The sequence below is a fragment of the Streptomyces sp. NPDC005485 genome (genome assembly GCF_040606085.1).
Lineage (GTDB): Bacteria > Actinomycetota > Actinomycetes > Streptomycetales > Streptomycetaceae > Streptomyces.
Genome location: NZ_JBEXDZ010000201.1, coordinates 1 through 15,664, shown reverse-complemented (window position 1 = coordinate 15,664; position 15,664 = coordinate 1). Strand labels below are relative to the sequence as shown.

General features: G+C 69.3%; 14 protein-coding genes. 9 read left to right on the top strand and 5 right to left on the bottom strand.

Annotated features, from left to right (window positions below):
• Positions 1-335 (bottom strand): LysR family transcriptional regulator (locus tag ABZS97_RS39430; RefSeq protein WP_356146779.1); only part of this gene is annotated, 335 nt, incomplete at its 3' end.
• A gap of 147 nt (positions 336-482) precedes the next feature.
• On the opposite strand from ABZS97_RS39430, the gene ABZS97_RS39425 reads away from it, so the two are divergent.
• A complete protein-coding gene (locus ABZS97_RS39425; protein ID WP_356146773.1) occupies positions 483-1,481 on the top strand; it encodes an NADP-dependent oxidoreductase in 999 nt (332 codons plus the stop codon).
• 21 nt (positions 1,482-1,502) lie between these two features.
• On the opposite strand, the gene ABZS97_RS39420 is transcribed toward ABZS97_RS39425, so the two are convergent.
• Positions 1,503-2,072 carry a GNAT family N-acetyltransferase gene (locus ABZS97_RS39420; RefSeq protein WP_356146768.1) on the bottom strand — a complete coding sequence of 190 codons (570 nt, stop codon included), beginning with the start codon at positions 2,070-2,072 and terminating at the stop codon, positions 1,503-1,505.
• Positions 2,073-2,221: 149 nt separating this feature from the next.
• Here ABZS97_RS39420 and ABZS97_RS39415 point away from each other — a divergent pair, with 149 nt between their 5' ends.
• Complete coding sequence (locus tag ABZS97_RS39415; protein ID WP_356146762.1) at positions 2,222-3,106, top strand: alpha/beta hydrolase; 885 nt, start codon at positions 2,222-2,224, stop codon at positions 3,104-3,106.
• Here ABZS97_RS39415 and ABZS97_RS39410 read toward each other — a convergent pair.
• The 3 genes from ABZS97_RS39410 to ABZS97_RS39400 all read right to left on the bottom strand — a co-directional run bounded on the left by ABZS97_RS39410 (position 3,066) and on the right by ABZS97_RS39400 (position 6,628).
• Positions 3,066-3,917 carry an alpha/beta hydrolase gene (locus tag ABZS97_RS39410; RefSeq protein ID WP_356146759.1) on the bottom strand — a complete coding sequence of 284 codons (852 nt, stop codon included), beginning with the start codon at positions 3,915-3,917 and terminating at the stop codon, positions 3,066-3,068. The genes ABZS97_RS39415 and ABZS97_RS39410 overlap by 41 nt on opposite strands.
• Before the next feature lie 111 nt (positions 3,918-4,028).
• A complete protein-coding gene (pruA, locus tag ABZS97_RS39405) occupies positions 4,029-5,660 on the bottom strand; it encodes an L-glutamate gamma-semialdehyde dehydrogenase (RefSeq protein WP_356146751.1) in 1,632 nt (543 codons plus the stop codon).
• Positions 5,661-5,701: 41 nt separating this feature from the next.
• Positions 5,702-6,628, bottom strand: a complete 927-nt coding sequence (locus ABZS97_RS39400; RefSeq protein ID WP_356146744.1) for a proline dehydrogenase family protein — start codon at positions 6,626-6,628, stop codon at positions 5,702-5,704.
• A 182-nt stretch (positions 6,629-6,810) separates the two neighbouring features.
• Between ABZS97_RS39400 and ABZS97_RS39395 the strand changes: the two genes are divergently transcribed.
• The 7 genes from ABZS97_RS39395 to ABZS97_RS39365 all read left to right on the top strand — a co-directional run bounded on the left by ABZS97_RS39395 (position 6,811) and on the right by ABZS97_RS39365 (position 15,497).
• Positions 6,811-8,028, top strand: coding sequence for a helix-turn-helix domain-containing protein (locus tag ABZS97_RS39395; protein ID WP_356146740.1), 1,218 nt, complete (start codon positions 6,811-6,813; stop codon positions 8,026-8,028).
• A gap of 167 nt (positions 8,029-8,195) precedes the next feature.
• Positions 8,196-8,948, top strand: a complete 753-nt coding sequence (locus tag ABZS97_RS39390; RefSeq protein ID WP_356146732.1) for a TnsA-like heteromeric transposase endonuclease subunit — start codon at positions 8,196-8,198, stop codon at positions 8,946-8,948.
• A complete protein-coding gene (locus ABZS97_RS39385; protein ID WP_356146725.1) occupies positions 8,945-10,345 on the top strand; it encodes a hypothetical protein in 1,401 nt (466 codons plus the stop codon). Before ABZS97_RS39390 ends, ABZS97_RS39385 begins: the two co-directional genes overlap by 4 nt.
• A 93-nt stretch (positions 10,346-10,438) precedes the next feature.
• Complete coding sequence (locus tag ABZS97_RS39380; protein ID WP_356146722.1) at positions 10,439-11,617, top strand: tyrosine-type recombinase/integrase; 1,179 nt, start codon at positions 10,439-10,441, stop codon at positions 11,615-11,617.
• 2 nt (positions 11,618-11,619) lie between these two features.
• On the top strand, positions 11,620-14,244 hold the full coding sequence (locus ABZS97_RS39375; RefSeq protein WP_356146784.1) for a site-specific integrase: 2,625 nt from the start codon (positions 11,620-11,622) through the stop codon (positions 14,242-14,244).
• Positions 14,241-14,828 carry a DUF6262 family protein gene (locus tag ABZS97_RS39370; RefSeq protein WP_356146719.1) on the top strand — a complete coding sequence of 196 codons (588 nt, stop codon included), beginning with the start codon at positions 14,241-14,243 and terminating at the stop codon, positions 14,826-14,828. The genes ABZS97_RS39375 and ABZS97_RS39370 overlap by 4 nt, the downstream gene beginning before the upstream one ends.
• Positions 14,829-14,918: 90 nt before the next feature.
• A complete protein-coding gene (locus ABZS97_RS39365; RefSeq protein WP_356146713.1) occupies positions 14,919-15,497 on the top strand; it encodes a dienelactone hydrolase family protein in 579 nt (192 codons plus the stop codon).
• Positions 15,498-15,664: the final 167 nt, after the last annotated feature.

Here is a 15,664-nt window from a genome sequence, read left to right as displayed (position 1 = left end):
CTGCGCCCCCACGCCGAACCCGCTTGTGACCACTGCGCGGCCGAACCTTGACGAGTACTCGCACCTGCGCCCGTCCCGGCCGCGGCCAGCGTGTCCAGCATCCGCAGCACCCGCCGGGCGTGCGCCGCGGCGCGGGCGCCCGCCGCGGTGGGACGCGCCCCGTACCGGCCACGCTCGAAGAGCACCACGCCGAGCTTGCGTTCGATGCCGCGCACCGCGTGCGAGACCGCGGACTGCGTCGTGCCGAGCGGGACGGCGGCCGCCGAGAAGCCGCCCTCGTCGGCGACGGCCACGAGGGTGCGCAGTTCCTGCGGGGCGAGGTCGGGCATGGGCATCGGGACTCCTGCGGGGTGAGTGCTCGGGCCCCGTCGGGGCTGCCGCGCGCCTGCCACCTGCCGCTATGAGAGCGGCTCATGGACGACGGCGTTCCATGAGCGCAACCCACTGCCCGGGTCCCGCATTCCTGCCTACGGTCACCTTCCATGAACGACATCGCGCTCACCGTCCAGCAGACCGCCCGCCCGACCGGCTTCCCCACCCCGGACGACTTCCGCTTCGCCGAGTCACCCGTGCCCGAACCGGCCCCCGGCACCGCGCTCGTCGAGAACCTGTACTGGTCCGTCGACCCGTACCACCGCGAGATGATGGACGGCGACTTCGCGCTCAACGCCCCGCTGGAGGGCCGGGCACTCGGTCGTGTCGTCGAGTCCCGGGATCCGGCGCTGCCCGAAGGGGAGATCGTCTTCCACCGCCACGGCTGGCGCACCCACGCCGTCGTCCGACCCGAGGAGACCAGACGGCTCCCGCACCACGACGGCGTCCCCCTCTCCGCGTATCTGAGCGTCCTCGGCGGCACCGGCCTGACGGCCTACGTCGGCCTGACCCGGATTGCCCAACTCCGCGAGGGGGACGACCTGTTCGTGTCGGCGGCCGCGGGCGGCGTCGGTACGGCGACCGGGCGGATGGCCAGGCTCATGGGCGCCGGACGGATGGTGGGCAGTGCCGGGACCGCGGACAAGGTGGCGTATCTGAAGCAACACGTCGGCTACGACGAGGCGTTCGACTACCACGCCGGGCCCGTCGCCGACCTCCTGGCCAAGGCGGCCCCCGACGGCATCGACCTCTTCGTGGACAACGTCGGCGGCGAGCATCTCGGCGCGGCGATCGGTGCGCTGCGCGAGCGCGGCCGGGTGGTGCGGATCGGCACGGTCGGCCAGTACAACACTCCCGACGCGCCGCTCGCCCTCTTCAACCACGCCGACGTGGTCGAGAAGAGCCTGCGTATCGAGGGCTTCCTCGTGAGCAACCACCGTGATGTGCAGGAGGAGTTGTACGAGTTCGCCGTACCGCATCTGCTGAGTGGCCGGCTCGCACTCGACGAGACGATCGTGGAGGGCTTCGACCGGATCGTGGACGCGTTCCTGCTGATGCTGCGCGGCGGGAACACCGGCAAGATCATCGTCAGGGGTGCGGAGAGGTGACCGTCGGGTGCGCCTGAAGCCTCAGAGCACGTCGCCGTCACGCCAGTCGAAGACCAGCTCGTACGCCGGATCGAGCGGGCCGGCCGTCGCGGAGCGCACGAACGTGCTGCCCTCCTCCTCGGCCAGCCGCACGACGCCCTGCGGGCCGAGGGCGCCGATCCGCCCCGGCCAGACCCGCCAGCCGCGCGCCTCGTACAGGGCGGCGCCCTCGTCGCTCGCGGAGAGCGCGCCGAGCCCGTACCCCGCGTCGACGATCCGTTCCAGCTCGGCCATCACCTGCCCGCCGAGTCCGGTACGCCGGACGTCCGCCCGTACGGCGACGGCCTCCACGTAACCGACGCGCAGCCAGCGCCCGCGGTAGAGGACCCGACGCTGGATCACGGCCCCGTGGGCGGCGATCCCCCGCCCGTCGCACATCAGGACGTGCAGACCGCCGAGGCTGTGGTCCCAGTCCTCGTCACTGAAGCCCCCTTCGAAGGCCTCGTCCAAGAGGGCGCGGACGGCGTCGAGTTCGGCGCGGGAGAGGTCTGCGGTGTGGGCGGTGCGGGGTTCGGCGTTGCTGGGTCGGGTGGCGCCGGGTCGAGGGGTCATCGGGTCAGTATTCCGCTGCCCGGGCCGTAGAGCCGATCTCTCTTCCCTAACCCTTCATAGCTACTTGACTGGTTACGCCCTTCAATGGTGAACTGTCCCCATCACCGCACTAACCACCAAATCAGCTATGACAGGTTAGGGGAGCGCTCATGGTCACCCACCAGGTCCACCACCGCAGCACCACCGTCCGCGGCCACGAGATCCACTACCGCGAGGCGGGCCCCGCCGACGCCCCTGCCCTGCTCCTCCTGCACGGCTTCCCGACCAGCTCGCACATGTTCCGCGACCTGATTCCTCTCCTCGCCGACAGCTACCACCTGATCGCCCCGGACCACCTCGGCTTCGGCCGCTCGGCGGCGCCGGCGGCCACCGAGTTCCCGTACTCCTTCGCCGAACTGGCCGAGATCACCGGGGAGTTCACCGAGCAGCTGGGCCTGAAGAAGTACGCGCTCTACATCCAGGACTACGGCGCCCCCATCGGCCTGCGTCTCGCGCTGGCGCACCCCGAGCGGGTGACCGCGATCGTCACCCAGAACGGCAACGCCTACGAGGAGGGCCTCGGCGCCGAAGCCTGGGCGCCCGTGCTGGCCCTGATCGCCGCACGCACAGCGGAGACCGAGGCACCGGTGCGTGAGATCAGCACCCTCGACGGCATCAAGTGGCAGTACCTGCACGGGGTTCCGGAGGATCAGCAGGACCTGGTCAGCCCCGACGCCTACGACCACGACGCCGCGCTGATGGCCCGCCCCGGCCAGCCCGAGATCCAGCTCGACCTGATCTCCGACTACGGCTCCAACTTCGCCCTCTACCCGGCCTTCCAGGAGTACTTCCGCACCAGCCGGGTCCCGGTCCTCGCCGTCTGGGGCGCGCACGACCAGATCTTCGTCCCGGCGGGCGCGCTCGCCTTCCAACGGGACCTGCCGGAGGCCGAGGTCCATCTCCTGCCCACGGGACACTTCGCCCTGGAGACGCACTCGGACCAGATCGCCGGACTCATGCGGGACTTTCTCGACCGGAAACTGCCCACGATTTGAGCGCCTCCCGGAAGCCCCTCGGATCCTCGACCCACGGCAGGTGCCCGGCGCCCGCAAGGACCACCCTCCGCACCCACGGCAGGGCCCGCTCCAGCGAGTCCACCGACCAGCGCGGCCGGGGGTCCCGCTCACCGTCGACAATCAGCACGGGCACGGTCAGGGCCTGGCAGGAGTCGTACAACTCGGGGGTGCCCAAGGTCTGTTTCGTCTGGGCGCCCAGGGCCTTGCTGCACTCGAAGTTGATCTCGAACCAGGGCTCGGCCAGCCGTCCGGCATGCTCCAGCGCCCGCTCCCGGTCCTCGAAGTCGGCCGACCACTGGAGCACCGCCCACTCCCGGCCCCCGTCCGGCAACTCCCGCCAGCGCGCGAGCCGTTCGGGCATCTCACCGAGGCGGGCGAGGAAGTTCTCCCCGAAGGGTCCGCGCCAGGAGGACCACGGGTCGATGCCTGTACCGCCGACGTACACGAGCCCGTCGACCCGGTCCGGATGGGCCAGCGTGTAGCTCAGCGCAAGCTGCGCGCCCCAGGAGTGGCCGAGCAGCACCATCCGTTCGAGCCCGAAGTGCCGTCGTACGGCGTCCAGATCGGCCACGAACCGCTCGGTGGTCCACGGCCCGGCGCACCGCTCCGACCGCCCGCACCCGCGCTGGTCCCAGCGGATGACCGTGGCCCGGTCCTCCAGCATGGCGGTCACGTCCTCGAACATGTCCCACAGCCCGGGCCCGCCGTGACACAGGACCAGGGGCTCACCCTCCCCCGAATGCGAGGCCCACAGCCGTACACCGTCGTCGGTGATCACCGTCTCCGTCATGGTGGACAGTCTGCCCGCACGGGAAAGCACCCGGAAAGAGACGAGGGGCCGGGCAGTCAGCCCGGCCCCTCTCACACGTGACGGATCACGCGACGATCACATGACGGATCGTCAGCCCATGTGCGGGTACCCGTAGTCGGTCGGGGCGACCAGGGTCTCCTTGATGGCGCGGGTCAGCGTCCAGCGCATCAGGTTCTGCGGGGCGCCCGCCTTGTCGTTGGTGCCGGAGGAGCGGCCGCCGCCGAAGGGCTGCTGGCCGACGACGGCGCCGGTCGACTTGTCGTTGATGTAGAAGTTGCCCGCGGCGTAGCGGAGCTTCTCCATCGTGTACGCGGCCGCGGCGCGGTCGCCCGAGACGACCGAGCCGGTCAGGGCGTAGTCCGACACCGACTCCATCTGGGTCAGCATCTCGTCGTACTGGTCGTCCTCGTAGACGTGCACGGCGAGGAACGGGCCGAAGTACTCGGTCGTGAAGACCTCGTTCTCCGGGTCCGAGCACTCGACGACGGTCGGGCGCACGAAGTAGCCGACCGAGTCGTCGTACGAGCCGCCCGCGACGATCGTGCAGGTCGGGTCCTGCTTGGCGCGGTCGATGGCCGCCTTGTTCTTGGCGAACGCGCGCTCGTCGATGACCGCGCCGACGAAGTTCGACAGGTCGGTGACGTCACCCATGGTCAGGTAGTCGACCTCGGCCGCGAACTCCTCCTTGAAACCGGAGTTCCAGATGGACGCCGGGACGTACGCGCGGGAGGTGGCCGAGCACTTCTGGCCCTGGTACTCGAAGGCACCCCGGGTGAGCGCCGTCTTGAGGACCGCGCGGTCCGCCGACGGGTGGGCGACCAGGAAGTCCTTGCCGCCGGTCTCGCCGACCAGGCGCGGGTAGGAGCGGTACTTCTCGATGTTGTTGCCGACCGTCTTCCACAGGTACTGGAAGGTCTTGGTCGAGCCGGTGAAGTGGATGCCCGCGAGGTCGCGGTGCTCCAGGGCCACCTTGGAGACCTCGATGCCGTCGCCGGTGACGAGGTTGATGACGCCCTTGGGCAGGCCCGCCTCCTCCAGGAGCCGCATCAGCAGTACGGCGGCGTGGGTCTGCGTCGGGGACGGCTTCCACACCACCACGTTGCCCATGAGCGCGGGAGCGGTGGGCAGGTTGCCCGCGATCGCCGTGAAGTTGAACGGCGTGATCGCGTAGACGAAGCCCTCCAGCGGGCGGTGGTCCAGACGGTTCCACACGCCCGGGGAGTTCGCCGGGGGCTGCTCGGCGAGCAGGTCGCGGGCGTACTTGACGTTGAAGCGCCAGAAGTCGACCAGCTCGCAGGGACAGTCGATCTCCGCCTGCTGGGCGGTCTTCGACTGACCGAGCATGGTGGAGGCGGCGAGGGTCTCGCGCCAGGGGCCGGAGAGCAGTTCGGCGGCGCGCAGGATGATCGCGGCGCGGTCGTCGAAGGACATCGCGCGCCAGGCCGGGGCGGCGGCGAGGGCGGCGTCGACCGCGTCCTGGGCGTCCTGCTGCGTGGCGTTCGCGCCGGTGCCGATGACGGCCTTGTGGTTGTGCGGCTGCACGACGTCGAAGCGCTCACCGCCGCCGAGCCGCTTCTCGCCGCCGATGGTCATCGACAGTTCGAGCGGGTTCTCGGCCAGCTCCTTGAGCTTGGCCTCCAGACGGGCGCGCTCCGGGGAGCCGGGGGCGTAGCCGTGCACCGGCTCGTTGACGGGGGTGGGGACCTGGGTTACGGCGTCCATGTCTTCCGTGACTCCTTATACGAGTGAGCGGTGGTTCGGGCTCAGCCCTTGGTGAGGATCGAGCGTGCGAAGAAGAGGAGGTTGGCGGGCTTCTCGGCGAGGCGCCGCATGAAGTAGCCGTACCAGTCCGTGCCGTACGCCGTGTACACGCGCATCCGGTGGCCCTCGGCGGCGAGTCGCAGGTGCTCCTCGCTGCGGATGCCGTACAGCATCTGGAACTCGTACTCGTCGAGCTTGCGGCCGGCGCGCCGGGCGAGTTCCTGGCCGACGGAGATCAGGCGGGGGTCGTGGGAGCCGATCATCGGGTACCCGTCGCCCTCCATGAGGATGCGCAGGACCCGGACGTACGCCTTGTCGATCTCGCCCTTGACCTGGTAGGCGACCTCGGCGGGCTCTTTGTAGGCGCCCTTCACGAGGCGTACGCGGCTGCCGGCGGCGGCGAGGCGGCGGGCGTCGGCCTCGGTGCGGAACAGGTAGGCCTGGATGACGCAGCCCGTCTGCGGGAAGTCCTTCCGCAGTTCCTCGTGGATGGCGAACATCGAGTCGAGGGTGGTGTGGTCCTCGGCGTCCAGCGTGACGGTGGTGCCGATGGCGGCGGCGGCCTCGACGACCGGGCGGACGTTGGCGAGGGCCAGCTCGTGGCCGCCGTCCAGCGCCTGGCCGAACATGGACAGCTTGATGGACATCTCGGCCCTGGTGCCGAGGCCCAGCGCCTTGAGGTGCTCGATCAGCTCCAGGTACGCGTCCCGGGCGGCGTAAGCCTGCTCGCGCGTGGTGATGTCCTCGCCGACGACGTCGAGGGTGACTTCGAGGCCCTTGTCGACGGCGTCCTGGACGATCGGGACGACCTGGTCGACGGTCTCGCCCGCGATGAAGCGGGCGACCACCTGCTTGGTGCCGGGGGCCGCCGACACGAAGCGGCGCATTTTGTCGCTGCGCGACGCGGCGAGAATCACGGGACCCAGCACGGGGCACCTCCACGGAAAGAACGGACGGGCCGCGAACCGGGCGGTATCACCTTGAAGGCAGCGCCCGGCAACGGCACGGAGAACCACCGTGAAACCTAAGGATCCCTCCGATCGTCGGCCATCGACAGCTGTCACGCATCCGTGCCCTGGATCTCAGACATCTGTATGAGGGACTACTGAAAATGCGGGAGAATGCCCGAGTGACGGGTGATTTCCAGGCGGGCCGAAGCGGTGGCCGGGGCGACTACCAGGAGCTGGTCGACGAGATCTCGACCCTGCTGGGCGCTCCCGCGACGCTGGAGAACCGTGATTTCGAGCTGATCGCCTTCGGCGCGTACGACAGCGACCGGGACTTCGACGAGGCCTCCCTCGACCCCGTCCGCACCCGCTCGATCCTCACCCGCCGCTCGACTTCGGCGGTCCGCACCTGGTTCGAGGGCTTCGGCATCGCCCGTGCCACCGGCCCGGTCCGCATCCCGCCCACTCCGGAGGCGGGCGTCTACCGGGGAAGGATCTGCCTGCCGGTACGCCACCGGGGGGTCGTCCTCGGCTATGTGTGGCTGCTCGACGACGACCCCGGCCCCTCCGACGAGCAGCTCACGGCGGCCATGGAGGTCGCCTCACGGATCGGCGATCTGCTCGCGGACGAGGTGCAGGCGGGCGCGGACCTGACCCGCGAGCTGCGGGCGGTGCTCACCGCCGAGCGCGGCTGGCAGCGGGACATGGCGGTCGCGGAACTGCGCACGGCGCTCGGCGCCCGCGGCGACGGCCTGCACACGGTGGTGTGCGTCGCCCCATGGCCGTCCGCCGACCCGGACGACGCCCCTTCCGTCCGTACGGTGCCGGGCGCGACGGCACTGTGCACGGTGCCGTGGGGGCCCGCGGGCCAGAGCCTCGCCCTGCTCGTCCGGCTGCGCGCGGCGGACGTCCTGACGCCCGCGCTGACGGCGGCGGCCCGGCTGCTGGAGCGTGCCGGAAGCGGCAGCGCTCCGGCCGCAGCCGGGGTCGCCATCGCCCGCAGCGGGCTCGCCGAGCTGGGCTCCGCCTGGCAGGAGGCCTCGGCCGCCGCTCGGGCCGTACTGGCCGAGCCACGCCTCGGACCGGTCGCGGAGTGGGCGTCGATCGGCCCGTTCCGCCTCCTCACGGCGCTGCCTCCGGAGGCCGCCCAGGACCCCGCCGTGCGCACCCTGCTCTCCCCCGCCCACCGCGAACTCGCGCGCACCGCCGAGGTGTTCCTCGACTGCGCGGGCCAGGCGGGGCGCACGGCAGCGGAGTTGGGCATCCACCGCCAGACGCTGTACTACCGTCTGTCGCGGGTCGAGCAGCTCACCGGACTCGACCTGGACGACGGCGAGGACCGGCTGCTGCTGCACATGGCGCTGAAGGGGGCGCGCCTGTGAAGCACATGTAGGATCCGCGACTTCGTTAGCAGCGAAGGCAGTTGGTTAGCAGTGGATTAGCAAATCCACGATCGCGTTGACAACGACTACGTTCAGTAGCGGTCCTTGTCCGGGTTCTTCTGATCTTCCCTGAGTGCGCGTCGGCCGTCCTCCGTAGCGTCCTCAGCATGTCAGTACGGAGCGCGGGCGGCGCCCGACGTACCCGCAAGGTTCCAACGGCGTCGATCCGGTACGAGGACGTTTCGGTGCGTGAAGTGCCGGTGCGGCAGCTGCGGTTGGCGGACTTCTCGGAGTCGAAGCCGTGGCGGGATGTCCGGTCGGTACACGGGATGGCCCACTACTCGGGGAAGTATGCGTCCGCGACGGCGGGCGGGCACGTGGTCTATGAGAGCCGTCTGGAGCTGGCCCGGCTGCTACTGGCGGACTTTGATCCTGAGGTACAGGGGATCTTCGCTCAGCCATGCCGGTTGGCGGCTCGGGTTGGTGGCCGAGTGCGGCACCATGTGCCGGACTTTCTGCTGGTCATGCGCTCGGGGACGGTGCGGGTGGTCAACGTCAAACCGGCGGACAGTCTGTTGGATGCGAAGATCGCGGAAGCTCTGGAGTGGCCGGGTGAGCTGTTTCGGCAGCACGGCTGGGGCTACGAGGTCTGGTCCGGAGCCGATCGTGTGCTGCTGGAGAACATTCGGTTCCTGGCCGGTTACCGGCGCCCCGGCGTGGTGCCCGAGGACGCGGTGGAGCGGGCGTGGCAGCAGGTCGTGGACGGTGAGGAACTGGCCCTGGCAGAACGCCGGTTGGCCGGGGACCGACCCGCTGAACAGGCAAGACCGGCGCTGATGACACTGTTGTGGTCTGGGCGGCTGGCGACGGATCTGTCCCGGCCGTTGTCCGGTGAGTCGGTGTTGCGGAGGCGCGCGTGACCAGGTGGACGACGCCTCTGCAACCAGGACTCCCGATCAGCTTCGACGGCGAGCAGTTCACCGTCGCCGAGATCGAAGGCCGCCGGATTCTTCTCCGGCCGACGGCTGCGGTCGTCGGCATGCCGAGGTGGCGTCAGCTCGATATCTCCGTGCTGCTGGCACATCCCACCACCGAGATCCTGGTCCCGGCGCCGCAGGAGGAGCCAGCAGCCGCAGCGATCCTGGGCGGTCTCGACGACGGCGGCGATGACGACCTGACGCGGAAGTTCCGTCATGTTCAAGAAGTCCGGACCGGTTACCAGTTCGGCAGCGAGAAACTGGCCCTTCCAGGGGAGCCACGGCCCGACTACGCGCCCGGCACGCCCTGGATGCACCGATACGTGGCCAAGGCGGCGGAGCTCGGGGTCGCCGAAAGCACGATCCGGAACTGGGTACGGCAGGTCAAGCGCTCGGGCCCGGCCGGGCTGGTTCGTGGGCGCCCGGCGCCAAGTGTGCTGGACCGGGCCGACGATCGCTGGCTGGAGATGGCCCGGTCAGTGCTCAAAGGGCACGAGAAGTCCTCAAGGCCGGTGCGGAATCTGATCCTGGCCGAGATCGAGGAGCGTCTGACCAAGGAGTACGGGAAAGAGACCGTTCCGGTCCCGGCCCGCACGACGGGTTACGAACTGCTGCGGGCGCTGACCAAGGGCACGAACGCCTTCGAGGGCAGCACGAAGGGGAAGCGGTCGATTGCGGATGCCCCGAAAGGGACCTACGGCAGGCTGCGGGCGACGCGGCCGGGTGAGTACGTGGTGCTGGACACCAACTGTCTGGACGTGTTCGCGATGGAGCCAGTGACCTGCCGGTGGGTGCGGTGCGAACTCACCGTCGCGATGGATCTCTACAGCCGGTGCATTACCGGGCTGCGGCTGACTCCGGTGTCCACGAAGTCGACCGACGTGGCGGGTGTGCTGTTCGAGACGGTCCGTCCACGCGATGCACCGGACGGGGACGAGGTGCTGCCGTATTGCGGGGTGCCGTCCACCGTAGTGATCGACGCGGACAAGCTGGTCGACCGGGACGGGCAGCCCCTTCTGCCCACGGTCGCGGCCGAGACGATCATCTTCGACCACGGCAAGGTCTACCTGTCGAACCACATCCAGAGCGTCTGCGCGAAGCTGGACATCTCGCTGCAGCCAGCCCGTCCAAAGACGCCGACCGACAAGCCGGTCGAGCGCTGGTTCCGCACCCTCAACCAGGGACTGCTGGCCGCCCTGCCCGGCTACAAGGGCTCGGACGTCCACAGCCGCGGTGAGAAGGTCGAGGACGAGGTCTTCTTCTTCATCGATGAACTCGAAGCGATCATCCGCGAGTGGATCACTCAGATCTTTACCGACCGCGAGTTGTGCTGCCCGTGATGTCCGCCTGGGCCTGTGACATGGACGTCATGGGCTCGTTTACCGACCGGGACCGGAACGTCTGCCATGTTCCGGAGTCGGTACGGAGGACAAGTGGTACGGCACATCGTGGTCGGGGACTTGAGGGTCCAGCGGATCGAGCGGAAGGACGGACGGCGATCGTGGACGATCGTCTGGCCCGAGGGCGCCCTCCATACGGAGGCCGACCGGTTCCTGCGCGTCCATGACGGCACCGGCACCCAGAAGACGTACGCGTACTACCTGGTGGATCATCTGCGGTGGCTGGAGCGTGAATGCCTGGCCTTTGACGCAGTCCAACTGCGCGACCTGGAACGGTACATGGGCATCGTCGGCGCCGAGGTCCACATGCCGCTCGGGGAGCCGTGGCGGGTGGGAAAGCGCCCTTACGGCCGGTCCGCGCTGTCGATCGCGGCTTCCTGCCTGAAGGGCTTCTACCTGCACCAAGCCTCTCTCGGCGTCAACGTCGACCTCGGTGAGAAGCTGGATGGCACCCGGCTGCCATCGCGGGTGGACCGTCGCCGTTCGTTCCTCGGACATGTGAAATCTGCGATGCCCGCGAACCCTCTCGCGCCGAAGGGCCCACATCGCCGGCACCCGAAGATGCTCCCGGACGGGTCGAGGGACAGGCTGCTGGAGAGGGTGAACTCGGCCCGGGACCGGATGGTGGTGACCTGGCTCGCCGACGGCGGCCTTCGGGTCGGTGAGCTCTGCGGGCTGCATCTGGTCGACCTGCATCTGCGCGAGAACGCGGCCTGCAACGAGTGCCGCAGCCCTCACCTGCACGTCTGCCACCGTCCGGGAAACCCGAACCGGGCCGAGGCCAAGACCAAGCACTCCTGGCAGGTCGAACACGGCACGGTGACGGGTGGGTTGATCAAGCGGGTCAGTCCGGCGATGGTGCACGCCTACTTCGAGTACATGACGACCGAGTACCCCCGCGGCGCCGGACACGGCATGCTCCTGGTCCAGCTCCACGGCGCCGGCACCGGACAGCCCTGGGCCCCGGTCGGCGCCCGCCGGATGCTCGGCCGGGCCGGGAAACGCGCTGGCCTGGGGCTAGTGAAACCCCATGCCTTCCGGCACACATTCACCTCCGCGGTTCTGGATGCCGCCGACGGCAACCTGCTGATCGCCCGAGATGCCGGTGGCTGGGCCTCGACAGCCACGGTCGACGAGGTCTACGGACATGTCGACGTCCACGACCCCACCTTCGACGCCGCCCTGCGCACGGTCTGGGGTGAGCCGAAGTGACCATGACGACAGCCCTGCTGCCGCAGCAGGACCCCCGCGCTGGCCGGGACCGGCTGGAAATCCTCACCGCGCTGATCAGCACCCCGTCGTTCGACCCGCTGTTCCGACCCGATGTCGTCAAGATCCCCCCGAACCATGCTGTCTACCGGTGGAATTGCCTCTGCGCCGACTGCGAGCGGTCCACCATGGGACATGGTGACCTGTGCTCTTCTCACGAGATGCTCTGGCGCGAACACCGCGACCTGGGCGGAGAACGAGCCGAGTTCCTCCGCACCGCGCCGCCCGTCGGCCCCGGGGAGTGGATCGAGCAACGGTCCTGTCAGATCTGCCCCGGGCGGCCCGCTCGTCACCACACACTGGCGCTCTGCCGATACCACGAGTTTCGTTGGTACAACCAGCGCGGCCGCCGCGGCGGTGACCTCGACTTCGACGCCTGGCTCGTCGATCAGCAATCACATCCTGGCTTCGGCGAGTGCCAGGTCCAGGTCTGCCCGGAACTCGCAGACTCCCCGCTCGCGCTGTGTTTCCGTCACGAGCGCCGCTACCGAAGGCAAGGCAGGCCGGGAGGAGCGACGCTTCCGTCGCAGTGGGGCACCCGCTTCGGGCGCCGGGGAATGGTCACACCGGTCAGCTACGAGAACGAGCTCGCCTTCCGGCGCTGGTGCGCGAGCGCCGGGGCTGTGCTCCGGCCCGCGCAGGTCAATCTCAGAGGGCTGCATCCGCTGCTGCGGGCCGAGATCAAGTGGGGCATGTTCACCTACACCCAGAAGGCCCACGGCCGCTGGGAACTGGTCACCTGGCAGGGCTTGGCGAACTTCGCCCGCGAGCACGGTCTGCGGTCGCTGACGGACGCGGGCCCCGAGGAGGAACGGCTGCTACAGAAGGCGGTCAGCCGCGAGGCGGTCCACATCGTCCGGGCCGTGGCCGACTGGCTGCAGCCCCTCTACGTGACGCCGACCGAGACGCGCGAGCTCGGATACATCCTCACCGAACACTTCGGGCGCAAGCTCACCGGCCGCTCGGTCCACATGGACCTCACCGGCGTCTCCCAGCGATGGCTCCGCGACCTCATCTGGGACCACCTCGTCGCCATCCTGCGCTCTCCCAGCTGCCCGCGCAGCGGAAGCACTTTCGACGACATGCGCCGAGCCGGTCTGGAGCTGAGTACCTTCCTGGAACTCCACGCGCCGTCCGGCGGCCACGACCCGCGAGACTTGACGGCAGACCATATGCACCAGTTCGTCGCCGACCAGCGGCAACGCGAGCGGGACGGCCTCGTCTCGCTCGCGGCCAGAGGGCGCCCGGGCAAGCAGTCGATCGTGACCGACAACACCCGCCACCGCGTCTTCCACCGCACCCGGCGCCTCCTGCGCGGGGCCCTGGAGTCGGGAGAGGCCGAACGCCTCGGCCTGGACCGGGCGTTCATCGCTGCCATGCCTGCCCCAGGACGGACAGTCCGCCGTTCGCGATCGCCCTTCGCCGACGGCGTCGCCCGCGCGCTCGCCGACGAGACCAACCTGCGCGGGCTCTCCGAGACCTACGACCCGTTCGACCGCGGTCTGCGGGATGCCTGGGAGACGATCATCGTCACCGGCCGCCGCTGCGGAGAAGTCCTCCAGCTCCGCTTGGACTGCCTCGGCCGCTACGGCGGACTCCCCATGCTCTGGCACGACCAGACGAAAGTCGGCAACTACGACCAGGCCCTGCGCATTCCCGAGCGAGTCCACCAGCTCCTTGAGGCCCGCCAACGCAAGACCCTGGCCCTGTTCGAGGCCCGGAACAACCGGGCACCCACTGCCGAGGATCGCGCCCAGATGGCGCTGTTCCCCACCAATATCCGCAACCGCGACGGCCATCGGCCACTGAGCTACAAGTGGTTCCACAAGGGCTTCAAGCTCTGGATCGACGATCTCGACATCGGCCGCTGGGTTCCTCATCAGGCTCGCCACAGTCTGGCGACCAGCCTGCTGCGGGCCGGGGCAAGCCTGACGCACGTCCGCCGCTACCTCGGTCACGTCTCCGAGCGGATGGCCGAGCACTACATCCACTTGACTCAGTCCGATCTGGAGGACGTCCTCCAGCACGTCTGGGTCTCCGGCCCTGGCAGCCCCAGCCCCGGTGAAGTCCTCACCGGGCCGACCATCCCGCTGACCCGCGAGCAGGCCCAGGCCCTTGCCATCGACCTCGCCCGCCGCAGCACACCCGCCGAGGGCGGCTTCTGCACCTTCCAGCCCGTCGTCGACGGCGGCGCCTGCCCCTGGAACCTCGACTGCCACAACTGCGACAAGTTCGTCCTGTCCGGCGCCGACCTCCTCTACTGGCTGCGCAAGCGCGAGCAGTGGCGGCTGCTGGCCGAGGGCGCCCCCGACGACGCGACCGCCGACTACCTGCACCGCTACTTCGAGCCCACCGCCCGCGCCATCGACGGCCTGCAGAAGGCCCTGGCCGGCCTCGGCCTCCTCGAGGACGCCCTCGCCCTGGACCTGCGCAAACCCCAGGACTACTTCCACCGTGTGTGGTCCACGGCCTTCCGCGCCGCCGACCTCGCCGACGCGGGCGACGACAAGCAGAGCGAGTACAGCGATACGTGCACAACCGACAACGACCCCGAGCAGGACATCGCATGAAGACCGCTGCCGTTCCAGAACCCCGCACAGCCGCTGCCCTGGCCGCCCGCCGCCACAAGACCGAGACCGCCCTCCAACGGGTCCGCGAAGCCATCGCCAGACTTCGGCGTGAGAAGGCCCAGGTCAGCGTCGCCGCCGTTGCACGTCGCGCGGACGTCTCGCGCACCTTCCTCTACGACAATCCCGAGGCCAGAGTCGCCATCGCCACCGCGATGGCCGAGGCCGGAGACCGCCGGACTCAGTTGCTCGCCGACCAGGACGATGAGCGCGAGGCGACCTGGCGCGAACGCGCCCTGAACGCCGAGGACGCCCTCAAAGCGGCTCACGGCGAGATCATCGCCCAGCGGGCCCGCGCTGGTGAACTCCTCGGCCAGATCCGGGACTTGCAGGCCGAGTGGACAGAGGAAGCCATCCAGCGGATTACCACCGACAACACCACACTCAAGCAGCGGGTCCGTCAGCTTACGGCCGACAACCGAACGCTCGACGAGCGGCTCAAGGCCGCCCGCTCCAACCTCCGCTTCCAGGACCGCCGCGTCGCCGACCTCGAGGCCCGCATCGCCGATCCGGGAACAGCGACCTGATCCTGTCCAGCTAAGGCCCTTGGATGTCAGTACTGCGGGCCATACTCGTGCCGCGGCGCCGCCCGGGCGCCGCATCACGAGGGGAGCGACATGGCTGAGGTGCTGGTCTTCCACCATGGACACGGGCTGACCGCTGGCGTTCGCGAGTTCGCCGAGCAGTTGCGACGGGCCGGACACACCGTCCACGCCCCAGACCTATACGAGGGGCAGGTATTCGATAGCCTCGAGGAGGGCGCCGGCTACGCCGAGAACGCCGGGTTCGACACGATCACCGCGCGCGGAACCGCCGCCGCCGAGGGGCTGCCTGCGGCGCTCGTCTATGTCGGCTTCTCGCTCGGCGTCCTGCCAGCACAGAAGCTGGCCCAGACCCGCCCCGGCGCAAAGGGCGCACTGCTGCTCGAGGCATGCGTCCCGGTCTCGGAGTTCGGCGGCGCCTGGCCCCAGGACGTCCCGGTCCAGATCCACGGCATGGACACAGATCCCTTCTTCGCCGGGGAGGGCGATGTGGACGCCGCCCGCTCGCTCGTCGAGACGGCGACGGATGCCGAGCTGTTCCTCTACCCCGGCGACAGCCACCTGTTCACCGACAGCAGCCTGCCGTCCTACGACGAACAGGCCGCAAAGCAGGTCAACCATCGGGTGCTCGGCTTCCTCGACCGCATCAAGTAGGGCATCAACAACCTGCTCCTGTCCGGCTGACGACCTCGCGGCCCGTGCACCCTCCCCGTGGACGGGCCGGCCCACGACACCACCCCGACGAACAACACCAAACAACCCAAAAAGCCCTAACCGAAAAAAAGACTATGAATAAAAGCAAATAAGAAACCGTAACCGAA

Excerpts from the sequence above, each read along its gene's own strand:
- ABZS97_RS39425 (WP_356146773.1), top strand. The coding sequence starts at position 483 with ATGAACGACATCGCGCTCACCGTCCAGCAGACCGCCCGCCCGACCGGC.
- ABZS97_RS39420 (WP_356146768.1), bottom strand. The coding sequence starts at position 2,072 with ATGACCCCTCGACCCGGCGCCACCCGACCCAGCAACGCCGAACCCCGC.
- ABZS97_RS39415 (WP_356146762.1), top strand. The coding sequence starts at position 2,222 with ATGGTCACCCACCAGGTCCACCACCGCAGCACCACCGTCCGCGGCCAC.
- ABZS97_RS39410 (WP_356146759.1), bottom strand. The coding sequence starts at position 3,917 with ATGACGGAGACGGTGATCACCGACGACGGTGTACGGCTGTGGGCCTCG.
- pruA (WP_356146751.1), bottom strand. The coding sequence starts at position 5,660 with ATGGACGCCGTAACCCAGGTCCCCACCCCCGTCAACGAGCCGGTGCAC.
- ABZS97_RS39395 (WP_356146740.1), top strand. The coding sequence starts at position 6,811 with ATGCGGGAGAATGCCCGAGTGACGGGTGATTTCCAGGCGGGCCGAAGC.
- ABZS97_RS39390 (WP_356146732.1), top strand. The coding sequence starts at position 8,196 with ATGTCAGTACGGAGCGCGGGCGGCGCCCGACGTACCCGCAAGGTTCCA.
- ABZS97_RS39375 (WP_356146784.1), top strand. The coding sequence starts at position 11,620 with ATGACGACAGCCCTGCTGCCGCAGCAGGACCCCCGCGCTGGCCGGGAC.
- ABZS97_RS39370 (WP_356146719.1), top strand. The coding sequence starts at position 14,241 with ATGAAGACCGCTGCCGTTCCAGAACCCCGCACAGCCGCTGCCCTGGCC.
- ABZS97_RS39365 (WP_356146713.1), top strand. The coding sequence starts at position 14,919 with ATGGCTGAGGTGCTGGTCTTCCACCATGGACACGGGCTGACCGCTGGC.